At 67.3% G+C, this 23,353-nt stretch carries 16 protein-coding genes and 1 tRNA gene; 8 read left to right on the forward strand and 9 right to left on the reverse strand.

The annotated features are described in order from the left end of the window. Nucleotides 1-652 precede the first annotated feature (652 nt). The 3 genes from D5S18_RS22650 (at nucleotide 653) to D5S18_RS22655 (ending at nucleotide 2,997) form a co-directional block, all read left to right on the forward strand. Nucleotides 653-1,291, forward strand: a complete 639-nt coding sequence (locus D5S18_RS22650) for a TetR/AcrR family transcriptional regulator (protein WP_120043100.1) — start codon at nucleotides 653-655, stop codon at nucleotides 1,289-1,291. Then, nucleotides 1,288-1,464 (forward strand): hypothetical protein, encoded by a 177-nt coding sequence (locus D5S18_RS34970; protein WP_158607932.1) that lies wholly within the window; start codon nucleotides 1,288-1,290, stop codon nucleotides 1,462-1,464. Before D5S18_RS22650 ends, D5S18_RS34970 begins: the two co-directional genes overlap by 4 nt. 96 nt (nucleotides 1,465-1,560) lie before the next feature. After that, the gene (locus tag D5S18_RS22655) at nucleotides 1,561-2,997 is read left to right on the forward strand and encodes an ATP-binding protein (RefSeq protein WP_203236878.1); all 1,437 of its coding nucleotides are present in this window, start codon (nucleotides 1,561-1,563) and stop codon (nucleotides 2,995-2,997) included. Between the two features lie 88 nt (nucleotides 2,998-3,085). Here D5S18_RS22655 and D5S18_RS22660 read toward each other — a convergent pair whose 3' ends face one another. Next, on the reverse strand, nucleotides 3,086-3,676 hold the full coding sequence (locus tag D5S18_RS22660; protein WP_120043463.1) for a TetR/AcrR family transcriptional regulator: 591 nt from the start codon (nucleotides 3,674-3,676) through the stop codon (nucleotides 3,086-3,088). Nucleotides 3,677-3,831: 155 nt separating this feature from the next. Here D5S18_RS22660 and D5S18_RS22665 point away from each other — a divergent pair, with 155 nt between their 5' ends. Next, a complete protein-coding gene (locus D5S18_RS22665; RefSeq protein WP_120043101.1) occupies nucleotides 3,832-4,851 on the forward strand; it encodes an aldo/keto reductase in 1,020 nt (339 codons plus the stop codon). 41 nt (nucleotides 4,852-4,892) lie between these two features. On the opposite strand, the gene D5S18_RS22670 is transcribed toward D5S18_RS22665, so the two are convergent. Beyond that, complete coding sequence (locus D5S18_RS22670; protein WP_120043102.1) at nucleotides 4,893-5,696, reverse strand: SDR family NAD(P)-dependent oxidoreductase; 804 nt, start codon at nucleotides 5,694-5,696, stop codon at nucleotides 4,893-4,895. Between the two features lie 107 nt (nucleotides 5,697-5,803). Here D5S18_RS22670 and D5S18_RS22675 point away from each other — a divergent pair, with 107 nt between their 5' ends. Further along, nucleotides 5,804-6,394 carry a TetR/AcrR family transcriptional regulator gene (locus D5S18_RS22675; protein ID WP_203236880.1) on the forward strand — a complete coding sequence of 197 codons (591 nt, stop codon included), beginning with the start codon at nucleotides 5,804-5,806 and terminating at the stop codon, nucleotides 6,392-6,394. 650 nt (nucleotides 6,395-7,044) lie between these two features. Here the strand turns inward: D5S18_RS22675 and D5S18_RS22680 are convergent. From D5S18_RS22680 to D5S18_RS22705, 7 genes are all read right to left on the reverse strand, one after another. Further along, a tRNA-Arg gene (locus D5S18_RS22680) sits at nucleotides 7,045-7,117 on the reverse strand. 88 nt (nucleotides 7,118-7,205) lie between these two features. Next, on the reverse strand, nucleotides 7,206-8,015 hold the full coding sequence (locus D5S18_RS22685) for a DUF1542 domain-containing protein (RefSeq protein WP_120043465.1): 810 nt from the start codon (nucleotides 8,013-8,015) through the stop codon (nucleotides 7,206-7,208). A gap of 68 nt (nucleotides 8,016-8,083) precedes the next feature. Then, nucleotides 8,084-9,565 (reverse strand): flavin-containing monooxygenase, encoded by a 1,482-nt coding sequence (locus D5S18_RS22690; protein ID WP_120043103.1) that lies wholly within the window; start codon nucleotides 9,563-9,565, stop codon nucleotides 8,084-8,086. Between the two features lie 202 nt (nucleotides 9,566-9,767). After that, nucleotides 9,768-11,405 (reverse strand): long-chain fatty acid--CoA ligase, encoded by a 1,638-nt coding sequence (locus D5S18_RS22695; RefSeq protein WP_120043104.1) that lies wholly within the window; start codon nucleotides 11,403-11,405, stop codon nucleotides 9,768-9,770. A gap of 15 nt (nucleotides 11,406-11,420) precedes the next feature. Further along, a complete protein-coding gene (locus D5S18_RS34975) occupies nucleotides 11,421-11,561 on the reverse strand; it encodes a hypothetical protein (RefSeq protein WP_158607933.1) in 141 nt (46 codons plus the stop codon). Nucleotides 11,562-11,847: 286 nt separating this feature from the next. Beyond that, complete coding sequence (locus D5S18_RS22700; protein ID WP_120043105.1) at nucleotides 11,848-12,240, reverse strand: SCO5389 family protein; 393 nt, start codon at nucleotides 12,238-12,240, stop codon at nucleotides 11,848-11,850. Between the two features lie 81 nt (nucleotides 12,241-12,321). Next, a complete protein-coding gene (locus tag D5S18_RS22705) occupies nucleotides 12,322-13,368 on the reverse strand; it encodes a nitronate monooxygenase (protein ID WP_120043106.1) in 1,047 nt (348 codons plus the stop codon). A gap of 194 nt (nucleotides 13,369-13,562) precedes the next feature. Here D5S18_RS22705 and D5S18_RS22710 point away from each other — a divergent pair, with 194 nt between their 5' ends. From D5S18_RS22710 to D5S18_RS22720, 3 genes are all read left to right on the forward strand, one after another. Beyond that, complete coding sequence (locus D5S18_RS22710; protein ID WP_239003946.1) at nucleotides 13,563-14,393, forward strand: M23 family metallopeptidase; 831 nt, start codon at nucleotides 13,563-13,565, stop codon at nucleotides 14,391-14,393. A gap of 40 nt (nucleotides 14,394-14,433) precedes the next feature. Further along, the gene (locus D5S18_RS22715) at nucleotides 14,434-15,417 is read left to right on the forward strand and encodes a helix-turn-helix domain-containing protein (RefSeq protein ID WP_120043107.1); all 984 of its coding nucleotides are present in this window, start codon (nucleotides 14,434-14,436) and stop codon (nucleotides 15,415-15,417) included. A gap of 364 nt (nucleotides 15,418-15,781) precedes the next feature. Then, entirely contained in the window at nucleotides 15,782-23,098 is a 7,317-nt protein-coding gene (locus tag D5S18_RS22720) for a non-ribosomal peptide synthetase (RefSeq protein ID WP_120043108.1), read from the forward strand. Nucleotides 23,099-23,353: the final 255 nt, after the last annotated feature.

Raw genomic sequence — 23,353 nt, forward strand, 5'->3', positions numbered from 1 at the left:
GGTTCGTCTTGGTAAACAAACCATCTACCGGAGACCTCACCCATTCCCAGCCAACGACACACCATGCCCAACAACAAGTTTCACACCGCCGCAACCAGCACCGACCTACTTCTTAAACACGACCTAGGTCGCTGATCCTCGGCTGTTGTCCGATGATCTCGAGCGGAGGTCGAGTGTCTCCCAGCCGCCACCGAGAAACCCGGTCGCGGCCGGGTTGATGGCATTTGTCGTGAGGTCAGCGAAATGTGTGGCGCGACACCCATGGCATGGCGGATTCGAGTTGGGCGGAGATGGCGAGAAGCGTTGCGTCGCAACCCCATCGGGCCGAGAGTCCGATCCCGATCGGAATTCCCTGCGCCGTCCAGCCGAGCGGGAGGCTGATCGAGGGGTAACCCGTGGTTGGCGATGATGGTGTTGCCTGTGTATGTGGTCATCGCGGCGGGATCCTCGTCGTTGCGCAGTGCTCCGATCCACACGGGCGGTGTGGTGACGGTCGATGTCACCACGATGTCGGCGTCGGCGTAGGTCATCGCCCAGTGGCGGGCGCGGGCCCGTACGACGCCGACCTTCGCCGCGAGCGCACAGTCGGTCGGAGTCGATGCTCACGGAACGCACCCTGTCCTTTCGTTACGCGTATCAATACAGTCGGGGAATGGTTGTCGAATCGGGTGGCAATGCAAGGGCGGGCCGCCCCAGGGCGGCGAGCGCCGCGCAGATTCTCGAGGTCGCCGCACAGATCGCCGACGACGACGGACTCGAGGCGGTTTCGTTTCGCGCCATTGCCGATCGGCTCGGCACCTCACCGATGTCGGTGCACAGAACCACCGGCGGCATCGATGCGCTGCGCCGCGAATTGGTCGCGGCGCTGGTGGGCGACGCCATCAAGGCCATCGACTGGCCGACAGGCTGGCGGGAGATGTGCCGGACCTTCGCCTACGCGTTGCGCGATCTGCTGATGCGTCATCCACTCGTGCTGGAAGCGCACCGACAGTCCGCTCTCGAGGCGCCGGGCGCCGATGACATCGCGCACCGGGTGGTCCGGGCACTGCGGGATGCGGGGCTCTGCGCGGAAGAGGCCGCGTACGCGTACGCCACACTGCACGACTTCGTCACCGGCCACGTCTCGATCAGACTCGGACGCGGCGACTTCGAATCGACCACCGCACCCGCCGAGCGCCGCGGCGCCTCGGTGTTCGTTGACCATCACGACTACGACCGCCGTTTCGAGACCGGAATCTCCTTGCTGATGAGCGGAATCGGCGCGACACTCGCCCCGCGGATCCGCTCATGACGACGCGCCCCGAGGGCGGGGCGATCGTCGATGGCGCAGGCGGTCGTATCGGCCGGTGCGACTACGGCGACCCGAACGGACGGATCGTGATCGCCGCCCACGGGACGCCCGGTGCGGACATGGACGCGAAGTATCGGGAGACTCGCGCGCCGGTGACAGTGGCGCATCGCTGAGCCGAGCACTGCTTCCTGCTTGGGCTTGGTGCGTGGCCCGAGTGAAATGTAACTATTTTGCTCTGAAATGTAACTCCCTGTGGTTACATTTCGCGTGTGATCGATGTCAGTGAGCTTGTCTCCGACCTTCGCGCCTCGGGCGGCGACCGTATCGATGTCGAGGTGAAGTCCGCGGCGGGCGGGCTGCCGCAGTCCTTGACCAGCACGTTGAGTGCGCTGGCGAACCTGCCGGGCGGTGGCGCCATCATCCTCGGGCTCGATGAACGAACCGGGTTCCGGCCGGTACCCCTCGGTGATCCGCATTGCCTGAAACAGGGACTCGGAACAAAGGCGCGCGCGTTCACGCCGCCGATCCGGATGGCCGTCGAAGATGCCACGGTCGATGGTGAACCTGTCATCGTCGTTCGCGTCCACGAATGCGACCGTTCGGCGAAGCCGTGTCGGGTGTCCGCGACGGGGACCGCGTACCTGCGCAGCTATGACGGCGACTTCCCGATGTCGGAGTTGGAGGAGCAGGCGTTTCTGACGTCGAGATGCCCACCGCTGTTCGATCGGGCGCCGGTGGTGGGCGCGAACCAGACGGACCTGGATTCCGATCTGGTCCGAGAGTTCCTGCGCTCGGTGCGGGAGCGTGATCCTCGTGGACTCGGGAGATTCGCCGACGACGGAGAGTTGTTGCTGCGTGCGGGCGTCCTCGATTCGGATCATCGCCCCACCGTGGCCGGAATTCTGGCGATGGGTGTCCATCCACAGCAATGGTTTCCGCGGTTCGTGATTCAGATATCGGCGGAGCCGCAGCCGGGTGATCCCGCGGAAATCCGGGCACGCAATCAGGCGACGATCACGGGTCCCATACCCCGGATGCTCGATGAAGCGCTGTCTTGGGCGCGACGCACCTTCGCGACATCGATCGCGACTGCCGCCGACGGCACGGTTCACGACCGAATGGAGTATCCACTGGTCGCATTTCGCGAGTTGATCGGCAACGCGTTGGTCCATCGGGATCTGGATCACTGGTCGACGGGAATGGCCATAGAAGTCCGCCTACGACGGGACCGCTTGGTGATAACCAATCCCGGTGGCCTGTATGGCATTACGGTGGATCGGCTCGGCCGCGACGCGGTGACTTCGGCGCGCAACGCCCGACTGGTCGCGATCTGTCAACACGTTCGTTCGCCGGATACCGGCGCACGGGTCATCGAGGCATTGGCAACCGGTCTACCCATCGTGGCCGAGTCGCTGGAACGAGCAACTCTGCCGCCCGCCCACTATGTCGACGCCGGAATCAGATTCACCGCCGTGCTCTACCATTCTGCGCGCGAGCCGGTCCGAACACCGAAACTCAATGTGACCGAGCAGAAGATCTACGACGCATTGGCTGCCGGGTCGATTACTGTCCAGGAACTCGAATCAAGTCTCGACTTGTCGGCACCGAACATCCGGAAGGCACTGCGGGCATTGCGCGCGTCGAACCTCGTTGTGCAGGAAGGTGGTCGCGGAAAACCGACAACCTACCGTCACGTCCCATCCTGATGGTGAGCGGGTAATCCACCTGGCCACGGGTTGGTATCGCCGAATGGCGCCGAGACAATGGGCGGCTCGGGGAGCCGTGACCTGACGGTCAGCGCGGTCGACGTAGTCCTGCGACGAGGAGTTCGACCAGGTGGCGTGCGTCGTAGCGTGGGTCGTTGTCGGCGCCTATGCAGAGGTTTCCGACGCCGCGCATGAGTTGGTAGGCGTTGAGGTCGGGGCGGATCTCACCGGAGGCGGTGGCGGCGTCGAGGAGTTGGGTGCACACCGGTAGGAGACGGTCCAGGAAATAGTCGTGCAGGGTTTCGAAGCCGGGGTTGTCGGTTTGCAGTGCGGCCGCGAGACCATGCTTGGTGACCAGGAAGTCGACGAAGAGGTCGACCCATCGTCCCAGGGCGATATGCGGTGTGGGGCTGGTCGCCAGCAGGGCCGGGCCTGCCTCGGCGCAGGCGTCGACCTGGTGTCGGTAGACGGCGATGATCAGATCCGCCCGTGTGGGGAAGTGGCGGTAGATGGTGGCCGTTCCGACACCGGCCTTGGCCGCGATGTCGCGTACCGGCGCTTCCACTCCTGATTTCACGAAGATCGCGGCGGCCGCGTCGAGCAGTGTTTCCGCGTTGCGGCGAGCGTCCGCTCGCTTGGGTCGAGTCGCGTGCCCTGTGTCTCGGTCGCTGTTGTTCACCGCGTCCGCCACCTCCGTTGCCGAGATTGATAAGCGGGACAATGTTCCGTATCGTAAATGGGACATGGTTCCGCTTGCTCATGATGTCAGAGCAGGGGTCGATAACCAATCCATGTGCTGCTCTCCCGCTTTATTCGCAATGGAGGAACACGGTCATGCAGTACCGCACCTTGGGCCGCACCGGTGTACAGGTCAGTTCCCTAGCGCTCGGCGCGATGAACTTCGGCAAGATCGGGCGCACCACACAGGACGACGTCACCGCCATCGTCGATGCCGCTCTCGAGGCAGGCATCAACCTCATCGACACCGCCGACGCGTACAGCGGCGGCGAGTCCGAGCAGATGGTCGGCAAGGCCATCGCAGGCCGCCGCGAAGACATAGTGCTGGCCACGAAGGCGAGCCTGCCGATGGGCGAGAACCGTAACCATCAGGGCAGTTCGCGCCGCTGGCTGGTCACCGAACTCGACAACAGTCTGCGCCGCCTCGGTGTCGATCACGTCGATCTCTACCAGATTCACCGATGGGACCCGAACACCAGCGACGAGGAGACCCTGTCGGCATTGACCGACCTGCAGCGCGCGGGAAAGATTCGATACTTCGGCTCCTCGACGTTCCCCGCATACCGCATCGTGCAGGCCCAGTGGGCCGCCCGCGAATACCACCTGAGCCGTTACGTCACCGAGCAGCCCAGCTACTCGATCCTGCAGCGCGGGATCGAAACCCACGTTCTGCCGGTAGCCGAGCAATACGGACTCGGCGTGCTGGTGTGGAGCCCGCTGGCTTCGGGCTGGCTGTCGGGCGCGATCCGCGCGGGCCGAGACATCACCACCAGCCGCTCCACATTCATGCCGCAACGCTTCGACACCGCCATCCCCGCGAACAGGGCCAAGCTGGATGCCGTCGAGCAACTGGCTGAGCTCGCCGACGAAGCGGGCCTGACCATGATCCAGTTGGCGCTCGGATTCGTGACCGCGCATCCGGCCGTGACCAGCGCCCTCATCGGCCCCCGCACACTGAACCACCTGCACTCGCAACTAGCCGCCGCCGACACCGTGCTCTCCGCCGACGTACTCGACGCGATCGACGCGATCGTCACCCCCGGCACCGACCTGGCCCCACAAGAAAAGAACGACACCCCACCCGCACTACTCGACCGGGCACTACGTCGCCGCTGACCACCCCTTGCCGCGGAACGTCAACGCCGCTTTCTCGATGTTCAGGTATTCGGTCGCGTCATGCGGTCCATCACCGTGAGCATCTGGCGGCGGGTGGTGAGCCGGCGCGACAGCGCGACAGTGATGCGGTTGCCGCGGCCCGATACGACGCTCGGTGGCGGGTTTCTGCGGTCGAGCGCGGCGAGTGCTGCCGCGACGACCTGCGCCGGTGATGCGGTGCGGGTACCGCCCGCCGCGGCCCGAGTGCCCGCGACGTCGAAGAACTCGGTCTCGGTGGCTCCAGGGGAGACTGCCAGCACACGCAGGCCGGTGCCGCGCGATTCGGCCCACAGGGCTTCGGTGAAGCTGAGCACGAATGCCTTCGACGCTCCGTAGACCGCCATGCGCGGTGTGGGCTGGTAGGCGGCCATGCTGGCGACATTGACCAGCACGCCGGTCTCCGCCGCGCGCAACTGTGGGAGGAAGGCGTGGCTGATGTCGACGACGGCCGTGATGTCGAGGGCGATCTCCTGACGCAACCGGGTTGGGTCTTCGGCGTGGAACGGGCCGAAGGTGCCGAACCCGGCGTTGTTGATCACTCCGGTGACGTGCAGCCCGCGGGTCGCGACGGCCGCGGCGAGTTCGGGGCCGACATCGGGTTCGGACAGGTCGAACGGCAGCGGGTGCGCGGTGACGCCGTGCGTGGTTTCGAGTTCTGCGGCAAGGGATTTCAGCCGCTCTGCGCGGCGTGCCACCAGGACCAGGTCGGACCCGCGTGCGGCGAGTTGGCGCGCGAACTGGGTGCCGATGCCTGCGCTGGCTCCGGTGATCAGGGTGGTGCGTCCGTGGTAGTCGATTGCGGTCATCGAATCCTCCTGTGCCGAAAGGTCTGCTGTCAGACTATGTCAATCTGTCAGACACTGCCAGATATTGCCTAACTGCCAAATGGGCGGTGTCCGACTATCCTGAGGGCGTGAACAAGCGGATCAAGGAGCCGACCCTGTGGGAGCGCTCGCGGCAGCTGGCGGTGCGGGAGATCCTCGACACGGCGATCCGCCTGTTCGAGGAGCAGGGCTACGAGGCCACTACGATCGCGCAGATCGCCAGGGCCGCAGGTGTTTCCGAGCGCTCGCTGTTCCGGTATTTCGGTGCCAAGGAGGACCTGGTCTGCGGCGACCAGGAGGCGCTCGGCCGGTTGCTGCGGGCCGCTGTCGAATCCCAACCCGGTGATGTCTCGCCACAGAGTGCGCTGGAAGCCGGGTTCGCCGTCATTCTGACCGCCAACCACTCGGCTGCGGAGGCCCTGCGGCTGTCGCGGCTGATCTTCGCGACACCCTCGCTGTATGCCGCATACGTGACGAAAAGGCTCCGCTGGCAGGAAGATCTGGTACCGGTGATCGCGGAGCGGATGGCCGCGTCCGACCCCGCCGACCCGCGCCCCCGCGCCCTCATCGCCACCGTCTTCGCCTGTGTCGACGCGGCCACTCGCGCCTGGGTGGTCGCGGACGGCCGCGCGGACATCGCCGACCTCTACGCTCGTGCGCTGACCGCGATCACGACCTGACTCGGCGGGCGGCCACGGCATCCATTGGGGTCAGTGTCCGGAGATCTCACGCAGGCCGAAGCGTTGCTGGACAAAACTCTCGCCTCCGAACAGGCCAAGCAGGATGCCAATCCGACGACGGGAGTCCCGTGTCGCACCTGGCGAAGCGCGGCATGGAACATGTTGTGCTGCTGCCCTATTCGACGATGAGATACACCCCTCCACAAGCTTCGGCCAGGGGGGAGCCGAACTGCCTCCATCCCAATAAGTGCGCTGTGCTGGCGTGCTAGCTGACAGCAACATCCACGCCGCCAGTGGGTTGGGGGTCCGGGGGCGAAGCCCGCCGGGCGGGCGCTGGGGGTTGCACCTCCACGACAAATGATGAACCGAGCCCAACGAGCGCCCTCCGCGAACAGGACCCGCGCGGCCGGGCCGGGTTGGGGGTCCGGGGGCGAAGCCCGCCGGGCGGGCGCTGGGGGTTGCACCTCCACGACAAATGATGAACCGAGCCCAACGAACGCCCTCCGCGAACAGGACCCGCGCGGCCGAGCCGGGTTGGGGGTCCGGGGGCGAAGCCCGCCGGGCAGGGTGTGGGGGTTGCACCCCCACAAGAAATGACGAAACGAGCCCGGCGAGCGCCCCCCGCGAGCATGGGTCGCCTACGAGTGGAGTGCCCTCGGCAGGAATCGAACCTGCGACCTACCCTTTAGGAGAGGGTTGCTCTATCCCCTGAGCTACGAAGGCTGGTGGGTGCTGGGCACCTACCTTGGGACGTTGTGGAGTCTACCGGGTGTCGGGCGGTTGAGCCGCATTGGTGGGCGGCCGATTGGAATCAGAAGTCGCCGCCGCCGTCGAAACCGCCGGAGTCGAAACCGCCCGAGTCGTAGCTGCCGCCGTCGTATCCGCCGGAGTCGTAGCCGCCCGAGTCGAAACCGCCGGAGTCGTAGGAGCCCTGGTCGTAGCCGGGGTCGGTGGCGGCGGCCAGGCCGTCCTGGTAACCGTCGCCGTAGCCGCTTTCGAAACCTTGGGCGCCGTAGTGGACACCTTCCATGCCGGAGAAGAGGGAGGAGAACAGGAGGGCGGAGCCGAGGCCCCAGGCTCCGCCGATGAGGGCGGGTTTCCACCAGGGTTCGGAGTACCAGCCCGCCGGGACGGGACGGCCTGCGACGCGGCCGCCGGGGTAGTAGTTGGGGGTGCCCGCGGAGGGGTTGGGGGAGGCGGCGATCTGGCGGCCGTCGTAGTCGATGGTGCGGTCTTCGGTGACATTGCCCGCGGTGTTTTGGCCGTCCAGTGCCGGGATCTCGGGACCGGGGTCCATGCCCATGGCGGTGCGGGCGGCGCGAATGTAATAGAGCCCTTCGAGCGCGGTCTGCTTGGCGAGTTTGGCCTGGGCGGGGGTGCGGGCCTGCTCGAGTTGGGAGCCTGCGGCGATATTGCGTTCGGAGGCGTCGGCCAGCGCCTGTTTGGCGGCGTCGTTGCTGCCGGTGAGGCCGTAGATCTGGCCGCCGAGCCGCTCGTTGACCTGGCGGGCGTCGGCCAGCGCGTCGGCCAGCGCGAGTTCCGCGCGTTTCTTGGTCTGGCGTGACTGCACCACGATGAGCGCGGCCACCACCACGACCACCACGATGAGGAGTGTGATCAACACCGTTCGCACCTCTTCCCGGTCGTTCGAACGGTGTCCAGCGTACTGGGATCGGACGAAATGGGTGGTCAGCGTGTTGCGTGCTGCCGCGCCGCGGCCTGCGTCGGCACGTAGTCGCCCGCGGTGAAAGCTCTTGTCTTCCACCGGTAGAGGACCGTCGCACCCGGCCAGTTGTTGGTGATTCGACCGGCCGCGTCGCGGTACCAACTGGTGCAGAAATTCCACGGGGTGTCCTCGAGCCTGCTGCGCAGCCAGTGGTCCCAGCGCTGTTCGGCGTCGGGTCGGGCGGCCAAGGCCCGGCCGGGTCGGTCGGTCAGGTGTTCGACGACCTGTCGGATGTAGCGGGCCTGCGATTCGAGCATGTAGACGATGGATCCGGAGCCGACATTGGTGTTCGGCCCGTACATGAGGAACAGATTGGGAAATTCGGGGACCGAGAGCCCGAGGTAGGCGCGGGCTCCGGAGTCGGCCCAGATATCGGCCAGTTTCCGTCCGCCCCGGCCGTAGATGTTCATGGGTGCGAGGAATTCGGCGCCTTTGAATCCGGTGCCGTAGATGATGACGTCGACGGGGTGTTCGACACCGTCCGCGGTCCGGATGCCGTGCGGGGTGACGGCCGCGATGGGAGTGGTCTCGACGTCGACGTTGGGTTGGGTCAGCGCCGGGAAGTAGTCGTTGGAGAACAGTGCCCGTTTGCAGCCTGCCGCATAGTCGGGTGTCAGCTTGGCGCGCAGCGTCGGATCGGATACCTGTCGGGCGCGATGCCAGTCGGCGAGGGCCACGACGGGTGCCTTGATGGCGGGAATGTCGGTGAGCCCCAACGCCATTACCTCGAAGAAGGCCCATACGGCGAAGCGCTCGGCCAGTCGGCTCGGCGGGAAGTGTTTGAACAGTGTGTGGTGGACGGCCGTGTATTCGGTGTCGGGTTTGGGCAGCACCCAGGCGGCGGTGCGCTGAAACAGCGTCAGGTGGGCCACTTTCGGCTGGATGCGCGGAAGGTATTGGATCGCACTGGCTCCGGTGCCGATGCACGCGACTCGTTTGCCGGTCAGGTCGATTTCGTGGTTCCAGCGGGCGGAGTGGAAGGCCGCGCCGGTGAAGGTCTCGATACCGGGCAGATTCGGCATGGCGGGCCGCGACAGCTGGCCGACGGCCGGAATCAGCAGGTCCGCACCGAGATTCGCGCCGTCGGCGGTGGTGACCCGCCAGCGTCCGGTGTTCTCGTCGAATTCGGCGTCGGTGACCTCGGTGTCGAAGCGTATGAAGCGCGTCAGCTCGTACCGGTCCGCCACTTCGCGCAGGTACGCGTGGATATCGGCCTGTTCGGAGAATCGGCGCGGCCAATCGGATTTCGGTTCGAACGACCACGAGTACAGCGGTGAGGGCACATCGCAGGCCGCGCCGGGGTAGGTGTTGTCGCGCCACACGCCGCCGAGGTCGGCGGCGCGCTCCAGGATGATGAAGTTGTCGAACCCGTTGCGGCGCAATTCCAGCGCCAACCCGAGCCCGGCGAATCCGGCTCCGATGATCAGTAGCGACGGCGAGGTCATCGGCCAAGACTACGGCGAACATACGCAGGTCAGGAGAGGTAACCGGCCACCGGATCAATATTTTCGGCCAGGTTGGTCGGAGTCGGATTCGTCGGGAAGCCCGCCTGCGGGTCGGCGTGCGAGGTGACGCGGCGGCTCATCGCCGTCCACGACCGACGGTGCGCGGATCCGGATCGTCCGAACGATCCGGATCCGCTGAAGTTCAGTCCAGCTTGGTGACCGTCAGCTCACCTTCGGCGTACGCGGAGCGCAGCCGCTTCTTGTCGAATTTGCCGACGCTGGTCTTGGGGACCTCTTCGATGAAGGTCCAGCGTTCGGGCAGTTGCCATTTCGCGAAGCTGCTCGCGAGGTATTCGCGCAGGTCCTCGGGTTTGGCCGTCGCGCCTTCGGCCAGCACGATGGCCACCAGCGGGCGCTCGTCCCATTTCTCGTCGGGCACGCCGATGACGGCGGCCTCGGCCACCGCCGGATGCCCCATGACCGCGTTCTCGAGATCCACCGAGGAGATCCACTCGCCGCCGGACTTGATCACATCCTTGGAGCGATCGACCAGGGTGAGATAGCCATTGGGGCTGATCTTGCCGACATCGCCGGTGCGCAGCCAGCCGTCGTCGAATTTGTCCGGGTCGACCTGCGTGCCGTCGGGGGAGTAGTAGGAGCCGGTGATCCACGGGCCGCGAACTTCCAACTCGCCCAAGCCGACTCCGTCATTGGCGACGACGCTGCCGTCGTCGGCGACCAGCCTGGCCTGCACGCCTGCCGGGAAGCGGCCCTGCGTGAACCGGTAGGCCCACTCGTCATCCTCGGAAAGTCCGGCGGGCGGATGCGAGACGCTGCCGAGCGGGGAGGTTTCGGTCATACCCCAGGCGTGCACGACGCGCACACCGTGCTCCTCCTGGAAGGCGCGCATCATGGCGGGCGGTACGGCGGCACCGCCGACGACCACCATCCGCAGATGGGTGAGATCCTGGGGCTTCGCGGCGAGGGCGGCCAGCACGCCGCCCCAGATGGTGGGCACGGCGGCGGCGAAGGTGGGTTTCTGGTCGGCCATGGCCGCGAGCAGCGGGTCCGGCTGCAGGAAGCGGTCGGGCATCAGCAGATTCGCGCCCGCCATGAGCGCCGCGTAGGGCAGGCCCCAGGCATTGGCGTGGAAGAGGGGGACGATGGTCAGGATGGTGTCGCTGTTGTAGAGGCCCATGCCGTTGGGGCTGGTGACCTGCATGGCGTGCAGCCAGTTGGAGCGGTGCGAGTAGACGACGCCTTTGGGGTCGCCGGTGGTGCCGGAGGTGTAGCACATGGCGGCGGCGGACTTCTCGTCGATGACGGGGAAGTCGAAGTTGTCGGACTCGGCGGCGATCAGGTCGGCGTAGGCATGCACCTGGACGCCTTCCGGCGCGGTGAGCGCGGCGGGGTCGCCATTGACCACGATCACATGGCGCACGGTCGTCATGCGCGGCAGTTGCGGGGCGAGCAGCGGGAGCAGCGATCCGTCGACCAGGATCACCTGGTCCTCGGCGTGGTTGGCGACGTAGACGAGCTGATCCGGGAACAGGCGGATATTGAGCGCGTGCAGGACCGCGCCCATCGCGGGCACGGCGATGTAGGCGACGAGGTGCTCGTTGTTGTTCCACATGAAGGTGGCCACTCGGTCGCCGATGCCGATGTCGAGGCGGCGCAGGGCGTTGGCCAGCCTGCCCGCGTCGGCTCCGACCTCGCGGTAGGTCATGGTGCGCACGCCGTCACCGGTCCAGGTCGAGACGGTGGCATCGCCGACGAACGTGGATGCGTAGCGCAGCAATGTGGCGAGCGATAGCTGCTCGTCCTGCATGGTGCTCAACATCGCCAAACTCCTTTGTTAAACGGTGGCTTTCGCGGAGGAGGCCGCGCCGGGCACGCGGCCCGGCGCGGCGGCCGCTTGTGCTCTGTGCCGCGAGGCGATGCGGGCATCGACCAACTGGGAGTGCGGCGCGGAGGCGAGGAGCGGAATGGACGGCATCGTTCACCACGTGTCGATCGTCGGCGGGATCGGTGTCGGTGTGGTGCGCGTCGCGCATGACAAACCCGCATATGGGCCGGGTCGTAGCATGGTCCGCATCACATCGGCGATGCTACCCAACGGTGGCGGGTAGGGATATTCCTACGGCGAATCCGCCTTAACTTTGCCGGTGTCGCCCGGCCGGCGGGCGGGTGCCATCAGTTGGCTGTCCGATCGGGGCGAATCGGTCGTGTACATGCGAAAACCCGGCGCGGCCGAGGCGGCGCGCGCCGGGTGCGGGACCGACTCAGCAGTTGCGCAATTCCGGGCTCTGATTCAGCAACTGCGCGCGGGTGCCGATGAAGGTGCTGTAGGTATCCCCGCCGACGGCCGCGAGCGGGAAGGCCGCCACCCGGTGGCAGTTCTGGAAGGCCAGCTTCACCCCGAAGTGGCGCTCCAGTCCGCCGCGGATGGCGTCGGAGGCCATGGCCCGCAGCAGTTGTCCGCGGGCCACCTCGTCCGGCGGCGGCACCACATTGTCGGCGAATTCGGCCGTGCCGGATCGCAGGTCGCCTGCTACCCGGCTGACCACCTCGTAGGCGTAGGGCAGCGAGTTGCGGACGCACTCGACGAATTCGGCGTCGTCCACCTCACCGCGCTCGGCGCGTTCCAATAGTGCGGCGGGAACATCGAGGGACATATGCGCGCTCCTCTGATCAGGGTCGGTGACAGATGGTCGATTACTGAAACGAAGCCCCTCAATCTTAAACGATATTCGTTGTCAACAACCCTGAATCGGCCCCGAAAGTGCGGTGCCCAGTGCGGTTTTCGCGGCGGCGGCCAGTGCGGCGACCAGTTCGCCTGCCGGTAGCTCGCAGGTCACCGAATGTGCTTGACCTGCCCATAGATTCACCGCGTCCGGATTGCCCGCCGCGCGTGCGGCGGCCCGCAGCGGCGCTGTCGCGTAATGGATTTCGGGATAGGCGGCGGGCGCGTCGGCGCTGTGGTCGTCCATGAATCGATTCCGCAATCCGCGCGCGCGCCTGCCGGTGAAGGCGCGGGTCAACATGGTCGGGGTCGCCGCGCCGAGCGCGGCGCGGTGCACCGGGTTGGTGCCGGCCTCCGGACAGCGCAGGAAGGCGGTGCCCACCTGGGCGGCCCGCGCGCCGAGTGCGAGCGCGGCGGCGATGGCCGCTCCGGTGCTGAGTCCACCCGCCGCCACCAGCGGCAGATCCGTTGCGGCGCGCAGGAGTTGGAGCAGGGTGAGCAGGGTCGGCGGATCGACCGCATCGTCGGCGCCGCGGTCGACGAAGCTCGCGCGATGCCCGCCCGCCTCCGCGCCCTGGGCGATCAGTGCGTCCGCGCCCGCCGCCGCGGCCCGGCGCGCCTCGTCGACGGAGGTGACCGTCACCCAGAATTCGGTGCCGACCGCGTGCAGTCGCGCCACCTCCTCGGCGGTCGGACAGCCGAAGGCGCAGGTCACCACCGCGACCGGCGCGGCGACCAGCAGATCCAGTTTGGCGGCCCAGTCGTCGGTGTCGAATTTCGGTGTGCCGACTTCGAATTCGCGGCTCAATCGAGCCACGTAGGGGGTGTAGTCGGCCGGGTCGGTCGGGGTGCCGGGTGCGAAGAGATTGACGCCGAACGGGCCGTCGGTCAGCGTGCGGGTGGCCGCGATCCGGGTGGCGGTGGCCTCGGCGGAGAGATATCCGGCGGCGAGCGTGCCGAATCCGCCCGCCGCGGTCACGGCGGCGGTGAGTTCGGGTGTGGAAGGGCCGCCCGCCATCGGGGCGAGAACGATCGGGACGCGCAAATGGTCGAGGAGCATGGGTTCAGTCTCGTCCGAACGGGCCTGTGATCCCGCTCTCACCTGCGTCGTTTTCCTCGAAGGTTGCGGAATGGTCACGGCGGGGTAGAGTTCCCGTCACGACGGATGCCGAATCGTTATATCGACCGACATCGCAGCCTGTTACCCGACGCTAGGACAGAGCTTTGCCGCAGCACCGAGTAGGACCCAGTTCCGTGACCGTCGCGAGCCTTCTCGGCGAGGGCGCGGCGGGTTGCCAGGCCGCAGCGCCGCGCCCGACGCGGCACCGCGCCGAGGTCGCCACCGCGGGCCGGGTGCGCTTGGTCGCCAGTGTCGCGGTCGCCACCGGCGCGCTGGTCGGCACCGCCACTCAAATGGCCGCCGCCGCTCCGACGCTGCCGGGCGCGCAGCATGTCGACAAGGCGGGCGCCATCAAACTCCAGACCAAGGTCGACCAGGTGGTGCAAACCACCCCCGCCGCCGCGCCGGTCGCCCAGGTCGCCGAAGAGGTGTCGCAGGCGCCCGCCCCGGCCCCGGTGGCCGCGCCGTTCGGCTTGCAGAATCTGCCGCCCGAGGTGGCCGGTCCGCTCGCGCAGGCCGAAGAGGTCATCAAGGGGCTGCAGCGTCAGATGGCTCCGCAGCAGGCGGTGCGCCCGGTCGCGGGGGAGATCAGCTCCGGATTCGGTTCGCGCTGGGGCGAATTCCACTACGGCCTGGATTTCGCCGATCAGATCGGCGCCCCGATTCACTCCGTCAGCGGTGGCACGGTCATCGAGGCGGGTCCGGCTTCCGGCTTCGGTCTTTGGGTGCGTATCGCCCAAGATGACGGCACCACAGCGGTTTACGGCCATGTGAACGAGTTCTTCGTCCATCAGGGTCAGCGGGTCAATACCGGCGATGTCATTGCGACGGTGGGTAATCGGGGCAATTCCACGGGTCCGCACTTGCACCTGGAGATCTGGGATGCCGCCGGCGCCAAGATCGACCCCTATCCGTGGCTGGCCGCGAAGGGTGTTCCGATGCAATGGGGTCCGTCGCAGCACTGATCCCCCACGCAACGACCTATCGGTCGTTAGGCTCAGGCAGGTGACCGAGCTGGGCGATATATTCGAGGCTGGATCACCGCACGGGCGTGCCTATGCCGTGCTGGTGCACCATCCGCGATCGAGTTTGACCGAAATCGCGCAGTATCTGGGCGTTTCCACCGAGACGGCTGCGGCGAGTCTCGACGTGCTCGTCGAGCTGCAAGCGGCCGTGCGCATCGGCACCCCCGAGGGCGCGGCGGTATGGGATGCGCATGCACCGGAATCGCTGTCCGAAGCCGAGGCCCGGCGCAGACAGTATGAGATCAACCAAATGCACACGGCGGCAGCACGTCTCAGCGAGACGTTCCGCTCGGTGCGGCGGTCTCCGCGCAGCAGTGGCGCGGTGGTTCCGGTCTTCGAACGCCTCGAGATGCTGGCCGATTTCGAAGAGATGCAGACGGCTGCGCGCAGCACCGTCAAGCTGATCGAACGGGGACCCTATCTGAGCGATCTGGAGCGGGAGCGACAACTGTTCCTGCTCAAGCGATCTCGGCTCGGATCGGGTATCAGGTACCAAACCCTCTACCAGGACACGATTTATCAGGACGCCGAGCGATTGCGGCACGCGTTGGCGACCAATGCCAGTGGGGCGCAGGCGCGTACGTTGCCGGAGCCGCCGTTCAAACTGATCATCAGCGATGACGAGCGGGCCAGTCTGGTGCTGCACGTGGACGAACGTCGTCCCGATCCCATGGGTCTGCGCATCATGGGTTCCTCGGCGTTGGATCTGCTGGTGAAGACCTTCGATGTGCTGTGGTCGCTGGCCGCGCCGATTTCGGTGAATCCCACCGCCGAGGCGCTCGACGAGCGGGATCGGGCCATCCTCACCCTGATGGGTTTGGGGGCCACCGACGACACCATCGCGCGTCGGCTGGGTATGTCGCGGCGCACTGTGGTGCGGCGCACTGCGCGGCTGTTGGAGCGGTTGGGGGCCAGCACCCGTTTTCAGGCGGGGGTGCAGGCGACGCGGCGCGGTTGGCTGTAGTCCGCGGCGAGAACCGAAACCGAAGCGAGGACCGAACGGACTGTTGCTGGGCGGAACCACTATTCGACCTTGTCATAGCCTCTCGGCATGAAAGGTGATGCGGCGCAGCGGGCGCCCGCGTAACATACCGTCGACACTGTTCGATGCACCTGAAGCCGGGTGGCATGCGCGCGGGGGGCCTCCCCTACCGATTAGTAGGAAGGATGTGGATGCGTCGCGCCGCCCACCTACACTGTGTAATTGCTCGGACCGCGCGGCCACTTCGGCACGACAGAACGCCGATGCCCTTTTCGGAGCTTTGGAGGGGGTCTGACGTTGCGTTGGCCGTGCATCCCGGTTCGATGCGAGAGGTGAATGTTTTCGAATGGATACCGCCCGCCGGTCTGCTCGTGGTACCCGTCGTCGCCGGTCGAGCAGTCTCCTGTTCGGCCAGTTGCTCACCGCGGCCGTGGAGGCGATGGCCGAGCGACCCGCCATCCGCTTCAATCCCACCGGCGCGCCGGAGGATCAGCGCGAGCTGAGCTATCAGGAACTGGACGAGGCATCGTCCAGGGTTGCCCGTGAACTGATCGAACGCGGCGTCGGCCCCGGCGATGTGGTGGCCATCGGCATCGCGCGTTCGATCGAGTCGGTGCTGGCGGTGTGGTCGATCGCGAAGACCGGCGCGGCCTATGTGCCGGTGGATCCGAGCTATCCGGCGGACCGGATCGCGCATATGGTGACCGATTCCGGCGCGGTGCTCGGCCTGACCACCTCGGCGCATCGCGCCGCGCTCGGCAGCGCGCTGTACTGGATGGAATTGGACGATCCGGTGCAGGCGGCGCGGATCGAGGCGCACCCGGCCCATCCCATTTCCTACACCGACCGGGTGCGTCCGCTCGACGAGCGCCATCCGGCCTATGTGATCTACACCTCCGGGTCCACCGGGCGCCCGAAGGGTGTCGTGGTCCCGCATTCCGGTCTGGCGGCGCTGGTCGGTTCGGAGCGCGAGCGCTACGACGTGACGGCCGACTCGCGCTTCATGCACATCTGCTCCCCGAACTTCGATGTGTCGGTGCTGGAGTTGATGCTGTGCTTCTCCACCGGTGCGACGCTGGTGGTCGCGCCCGCGAAGGTGTTCGGCGGTTATGAGCTGGCGGAGTTGCTCGGGCGCGAGCGGGTCACCCACATGATCATCACCCCCGGCGCGCTGGAGTCGGTGGATCCGACGGGTTTGACCGAACTCGAGGTGGTCGCGGTGATCGGCGACCGCTTCGGTCCGGAACTGGTCGCCCGTTGGGGCGGCGAGCGGCGCTTCTACAACACCTACGGTCCCACCGAGGCCACGATCGCGGCCACCACGAGTGTGCCGCTGCGGCCGGGCGCCGCGATCGATATCGGTACGGCCATCACGGGTATCGGTGCGTTCGTGTTGGATTCGCGGCTGCGTCCGGTGCCCGCGGGTGTGGTGGGCGAGTTGTATCTCGCGGGTGTCGCGCTGGCGCAGGGCTATTTGAATCGTCCGAGCCTCACCTCGGGTCGATTCGTGGCCAGCCCGTTCGGCGCGGATGCGGGCAACCCGGCGGGCGGGCGGCTCTACCGCACCGGTGACCTGGTGCGCCGCAACGAATCCGACGGCACCATCGAGTATCTGGGCCGCTCCGACTTCCAGGTCAAGATCCGCGGTTTCCGCATCGAGCTGGGCGAGATCGATAACGCGCTGACCAATCACCCGGATATCGACTACGCCGCGACGCTGGGCAAGGCCATGCCTTCGGGTGCGACGGCCCTGGTCTCGTATGTGCTGCCGCGCGCGGGCGCGACGGTGGATACCGGCGAGCTGGCCGATTTCATCGGGGAATCGCTGCCCGCGTACATGATTCCGGCCGTGATCATGGTCCTGGACGAGATTCCGCTGACCCCGGTGGGCAAGCTGGATCGTCCGGCGCTGCCCGAACCCGTCTTCGCCGCCAAGCAGTTCCGCGCGCCGTCCACTCCGGTGGAGGAGATCGTCGCCGACGTGTTCGCGGCGCTGCTGCTGGTCGGTGTCGAGGACGCGCGGGTCGGCGCGGACGACGATTTCTTCGAGCTGGGCGGTAATTCGCTGTTGGCCGCGCAGGCGGCCGCGCGCATCGGTTCGGCGCTGGAGGTCCGGGTGCCGGTGCAGTTGCTCTTCGATGCCACCACGGTGGCATCGCTGGCCGAGCGGGTGGAGCAGCACGCGGGTTCGGCGGCCGGGCAGGCGCTGCGGCCGCAGGTGCGGCCCGAGCGCATCCCGCTGTCCTATGCCCAGCAGCGCATGTGGTTCCTCAACCGCTTCGATCCGGCCAGCGGTGTCAACAACATTCCGGTGGCCGTGCGGCTGTCGGGCAAGCTGGATCTGCCCGCGCTGCGGGCGGCGGTGCGCGATCTGGCCGAGCGCCACGAGGTGCTGCGCACCATCTACCCGGATCTCGATGGCGCGGGCTACCAGCAGGTGCTGCCGATCTCCGAGGGCAGGGCGGTCCCTGAGTTCGTCCTGGAGCAGGTCGAAGAGGCGCGGGTGCCGGAGTTGGTGGCCGACACCGTCCTCGCAGGTTTCGATGTCACGATCGCGCCCCCGGTGCGGGTGCGGCTGCTCGAACTCGGACCCACCGAACATGTGCTGATCTGCGTGGTGCACCACATCGCGGGCGACGGCTTCTCGATGGGTCCGCTCACCCGCGACCTGATGGCCTCCTATATGGAGCGCATTCACGGCAATGCGCCGGAGTGGCCGCCGCTGGCGGTGCAGTACGCCGATTACGCGCTGTGGCAGCGCGAGGTGCTCGGCGCCGAGGACGATGCGGATTCGGTGCTGTCCCAGCAGATCTCGTTCTGGCGTGCGCAATTGGCCGCGCTGCCGGAACAATTGGAGCTGCCCACCGATCGGCCGCGTCCCGCTGCGGCCTCCTATCGAGGTGCGACGCATGATTTCCGCATCGACACCAGGGTGCATGCCGCGCTGAACAAGCTGGCGCACCGGCATAATTCGACGCTGTTCATGGTCGTGCACGCCGCACTGGCGGTGCTGCTGGCCCGGCTGTCGGGCACCCGCGATATCGCCGTCGGCACTCCGGTGGCAGGCCGCGGCGAAGAGGCGTTGGACGATCTGGTCGGCATGTTCGTCAATACCCTGGTGCTGCGCGAGGATATCGATCCCGGCGTGAGCTTCGACGAGCTGCTGCGCCGGGTGCGCAAGACCGATATCGACGCCTTCGGTCATGCCGACGTGCCATTCGAGCGCCTGGTGGAGCTGCTGGATCCGGCGCGTTCGGCGGCCCGGCATCCGCTGTTCCAGGTGATGCTGACCTTCCAGAATCTGGCTCGCGCCGAGATCGAGCTGCCCGGACTGTCGGTGGCGGGTGTGGAGTTGGCCGTGCCGCTGGCCAAGTTCGATCTCCAGTTGGCGCTGGTCGAGGATATCGATGTGCACGGCGCGCCGCAGGGCATCGCCGCCGCCTTCACCTATGCCACCGATCTGTTCGACGAGCCGACGGTGCGCGATTTCGCCGACCGTTTCGGCCGGGTGCTGGCGGCGGTGGCCGCCGATTCCGCCGTGGTCGTCGGCGAGATCGATGTGCTCGCGCCCGGCGAGCGCGACCTGGTGCTGCACGAGTGGAACAGCGCCGGTGCGCAGATTCCGCCCGTCACCCTGGTCGACCTGCTGGCCACGCAGGCGCGTCGGCGGCCCGCCGCGGTAGCGGTGCGGGCCGGGGAGACCGAGTTGAGTTTCGCCGAACTGCACAGCAGGGCGAGCCGGGTGGCGCGGGCGCTGATCTCGCAGGGTGCTGGTCCGGAATCGTTGGTGGCGGTGTCGGTTTCGCGGACGGAGGAGTTGCCGGTCGCGTTGTTGGCGGTGTTGCTCAGTGGTGCGGCGTATTTGCCGATCGATGCGACGTATCCGGTGCGGCGTTTGGAGTTCATGCTCGCCGATGCCGCCCCCATCTGCCTGCTCACCACGGCGGCGGAGCGGGATGCGGTGCCTTCGGGCGATATTCCGGTGGTGCTGCTGGAGGAGACGGACGGATTCTCCGACGCACGGGTCACCGATCGGGAGCGGCTCGCCCCGCTGCGCCCGGACAATCTTGCCTACGTCATCTACACCTCCGGTTCGACGGGCGTGCCCAAGGGCGTCGGCGTCGCGCACCGCAATGTGGTGGAGCTGTTCGGAAATACCCAGCTGCTCTTCGAATTCGACGAGACCGATGTGTGGACGCTGTTCCACTCCTTCGCCTTCGATTTCTCGGTGTGGGAGCTGTGGTGCGCGCTGGCCAACGGCGGCACCGTGGTGGTGGTCGACTATCTGACCTCCCGTTCGCCGGAGCAGTTGCGCGAGTTGCTGATTCGCGAACAGGTCACGGTGCTCAACCAAACGCCGTCGGCGTTCTACCAATTGGCCGAGGCGGATCGCGCCGCCTCGGATCAGGGCAAGTTCGCGCTGCGCTACGTGGTCTTCGGCGGTGAGGCGCTGGATCTGCGGCAGTTGGGTCGCTGGTATGAACGGCACGCCGTGGACGCGCCGTGGCTGGTGAATATGTACGGCATCACCGAGACCACGGTGCATGTGTCGTTCCTGTCGCTGGATCAGCAGATGGTCGACAATGCCGCGAGCGTCATCGGTCGCGCGCTGCCGGGTCTGGAGTCCTATGTCCTCGACGCGCGCCTGAATCCGGCTCCGGTCGGCGTCGCGGGCGAGATTCATGTGGCGGGCGCGCAACTTTCGCGCGGTTATCTGGGCAGGCCGGGGTTGACCGCCACCCGCTTCGTGGCCAATCCGCACGGTGCGCCGGGTGCGCGGATGTACCGCAGCGGCGATATCGGGCGCTGGGCGGGCGTCGGCGGTCGCGCCAATCTGGAGTACGCGGGTCGCGGCGATCAGCAGGTGCAGTTGCGCGGTTTCCGGATCGAGCTCGGCGAGGTCGAGTCGGCCCTGCTGCGTTGCGCGGGTGTGGCGCGGGCCGTGGTCACCGTTCGCGCCGACGAGCAGGCGGGCGACCGTCTCATCGGCTATGTGGTGCCCGAGGCGGGCGCGGTGCTCGACCCGAACGCGCTGCGCGATCAGGTCGGCGAATTCCTGACCGGCTACATGGTGCCCGACGCGATCGTCGCGTTGGCGGCGCTGCCGTTGACGCCGAACGGCAAACTGGACCGAAAGGCCCTGCCCGCACCGGAATTCGCTTCCGGGGTGGCCTATCGCGCGCCGGAGACGTCGGTGCAGCGGGCGGTGGCCGAGGTCTACTCCGGGCTGCTCGGCGGCGCGCGGATCGGTCTCGACGACGATTTCTTCGCCCTCGGCGGCAATTCGCTGCTGGCCACCCGCATCGTGGCGCGCATCAATGAGGCGCTGCAGGCGAATCTGGCGGTGCGCGAGCTGTTCGAGGCCCCCACGGTGGTCGCGTTGTCGGCGCGCGTGGTGCCGGGATCGGGCGGTGCGGCGCGGGCGCCGCTGGAGCGCGCGATCCGGCCCGAGCGGGTGCCGCTGTCGCTGGCCCAGCAGCGCATGTGGGTGCTCAACCAATTCGATCCGGCCTCACCGGCCTACAACATCCCGCTGGCCATCCGGTTGACGGGCGCGCTGGATGTCTCCGCGCTGCGCACGGCCGTCGCCGATGTGGTGGAGCGGCACGAATCGCTGCGCACCCGCTACCCGTCCGACGGTCCCGGCGGGCTGCCGTACCAGGAGATCCTGTCGGTGTCGGAGGCGATGCCCGGCGGGCTCGAGGTCGCCACCGAGGCCGATCCGGTAGTCAGGGTCACCACCATGATGGGTGCCGGATTCGATGTGACCCAGCAGGTTCCGGTGCGCGCACTGCTGCTGGAGGTGTCTCCCGACGAACATCTGCTCGCCATGGTGGTGCACCACATCGGCGGCGACGGCGCCTCCGTCGCCCCGCTCGCGCGCGATCTGATGACGGCGTATCTGGCTCGCGTCGGCGGCAATTCGCCGCGCTGGTCGCCGCTTCAGGTGCAGTACGCCGATTTCGCGCTGTGGCAGCGGGCCGTGATCGGCACCGATGACGAGCCGGATTCGATAGCGGCCAAGCAGCTTTCGTACTGGCGCGAGCAATTGGCCGGACTGTCGGGCGAATTGGAGCTGCCGACGGATCGGCCGCGTCCCGCCGCTCCGTCCATGCGCGGCGCGGTGACCGAGCTGCCGATTCCGGCCGAGGTGCACGAGGCGCTGATCCGCCTGGCCCGCCAACACAACTCGACGCTGTTCATGGTGGTGCACGCGGCGCTGGCGGTGCTGTTGGCGCGGTTGTCGGGTCGCGCCGATATCGCCGTCGGCACACCGATCGCGGGTCGCGGCGAGCGCGCGCTCGACGATCTGGTCGGCATGTTCGTCAATACGCTGGTGCTGCGCACCAGGGTCGAGGGCGCGGCGAGCTTCAGCGAATTGGTGGACAGGGCGCGCGAGGCGGACCTGAATGCCTTCGCCAATGCCGATATTCCGTTCGAGCGGGTGGTGGAGGTCCTCGCGCCGGGTCGCGCCACCGCGCACAATCCGCTGTTCGCGGTGGTGCTGTCCTTCCAGAACAATGAGCAGCCCGAGTTGGAGCTGCCCGGACTCACGGTCGCCGGACTCGACGCGGGCGCGATCGCGGCCAAGTTCGACCTGCAGGTCAATGTGTTGCCGCAGGTGGCGGCCGATGGTTCGGTGGGGGAGTTGCGCACCGCTTTCACCTATGCCACCGATCTTTTCGACGAGGCGACGGTGCAGGCGTTCGGTCGCCGGTTCCTGCGGGTGCTTATGGCGGTGGCCGCCGATCCGCTGGTGCGCGTCGGCGATATCGATATCCTCGACGCCGCCGAGCGCGAGCGGGTGAGCGGCGCCTCGGCGGTGGATACGGAGGCGGCGTCGAATACCGCGGGCACCGCGCTCCCACAGGCTTTGGGTGCGGCCGTGGAGGACGACCCGGACGGTCCGGCGCTCGCCTTCGGCGAGGATGCGCTGACCTATCGCGAACTCGACGCCCGCTCTTCGCAATTGGCGCGGGTGCTGATCGGGCGCGGCTGCGGGCCGGGCGCCGGTGTCGCGGTGCAGTTGGCGCGCGGTGTAGAACAGGCCGTCGCCGTCTGGGCGGTGCTCAAGGCAGGCGCGGCCGTGGTGCCCTCGGTGGGCGGTGCGCCGGTCGGTCTGGAGCTCAAGGTGGGTCTGACGGAGTCGGGTGCGATGCCGGTCGGCGAGTTGGATTGGCTGGCGTTGGACGAGGCGGCGGTGCGCGCGGAGATCGATGCGGAATCCCCGCGTCCGGTCACCTACGCCCATCGCACCCGCGCGCTGCGCGGTGCCGATCCGGCCTTCGTCGGTGCGGTGACGCTCAGCTACGACGGGTTGGCCGCGGCGGCGGACAGGTTCCGCGCCCGCACCGGGCTGACCTTCGAATCGCGCACCTACCGGCTCGGTTCGGCGGATTCGGTCGCCTGCGTCGTCGAATTGGTGGTGGCAGGCGCGAATGGCGCGGCGGCGGTGCTGGTGACAGATCCCACACGCGAGCTGACGGCGGCGCTCGTCGACGAATGGGTCAGTCATCTGGTCATCGACGCGGCGGCTCTGGCCGAGGTGGATCTGGCGGCGCTGGCGGATTTGCAGGCGATCGTGCTCGATGGTCCCGAGGTGGCCTCCGTCGAAACGGGCGTGCCGGTCACCGTGCTCACCGATCTGCTCGGCGGAGAATAATTGGTTGCCTGCCGGGCACGGCGATGTGCCCGGCATGTGATGAGCGCCATACCCAGTTGGTTTGCCGCATCAAGTCCGCCCCTGGAAATGTGGGCGGAAGGTGTGGGTTCTACAGGCAGGATGAGTAAAACTTTCATGGTTCGCTATGGCGGGGGCCGAGGACCGGCCGGGACATATGGTGGCGCGCTGCAGGGGCAGAGTCGATGACCCGCCCGGCTCGCGTCCGGCCCGCGAGGACCAGGCGGCCGAGGCTGA

This window comes from Nocardia panacis (assembly GCF_003598715.1).
GTDB lineage: Bacteria > Actinomycetota > Actinomycetes > Mycobacteriales > Mycobacteriaceae > Nocardia > Nocardia panacis.

Coding starts and splice junctions, on each gene's coding strand:
- D5S18_RS22650 (WP_120043100.1), top strand. CDS start 653: ATGGTTGTCGAATCGGGTGGCAATGCAAGGGCGGGCCGCCCCAGGGCG.
- D5S18_RS34970 (WP_158607932.1), top strand. CDS start 1,288: ATGACGACGCGCCCCGAGGGCGGGGCGATCGTCGATGGCGCAGGCGGT.
- D5S18_RS22665 (WP_120043101.1), top strand. CDS start 3,832: ATGCAGTACCGCACCTTGGGCCGCACCGGTGTACAGGTCAGTTCCCTA.
- D5S18_RS22670 (WP_120043102.1), bottom strand. CDS start 5,696: ATGACCGCAATCGACTACCACGGACGCACCACCCTGATCACCGGAGCC.
- D5S18_RS22690 (WP_120043103.1), bottom strand. CDS start 9,565: ATGACCTCGCCGTCGCTACTGATCATCGGAGCCGGATTCGCCGGGCTC.
- D5S18_RS22695 (WP_120043104.1), bottom strand. CDS start 11,405: ATGTTGAGCACCATGCAGGACGAGCAGCTATCGCTCGCCACATTGCTG.
- D5S18_RS34975 (WP_158607933.1), bottom strand. CDS start 11,561: ATGCCGTCCATTCCGCTCCTCGCCTCCGCGCCGCACTCCCAGTTGGTC.
- D5S18_RS22700 (WP_120043105.1), bottom strand. CDS start 12,240: ATGTCCCTCGATGTTCCCGCCGCACTATTGGAACGCGCCGAGCGCGGT.
- D5S18_RS22705 (WP_120043106.1), bottom strand. CDS start 13,368: ATGCTCCTCGACCATTTGCGCGTCCCGATCGTTCTCGCCCCGATGGCG.
- D5S18_RS22720 (WP_120043108.1), top strand. CDS start 15,782: ATGGATACCGCCCGCCGGTCTGCTCGTGGTACCCGTCGTCGCCGGTCG.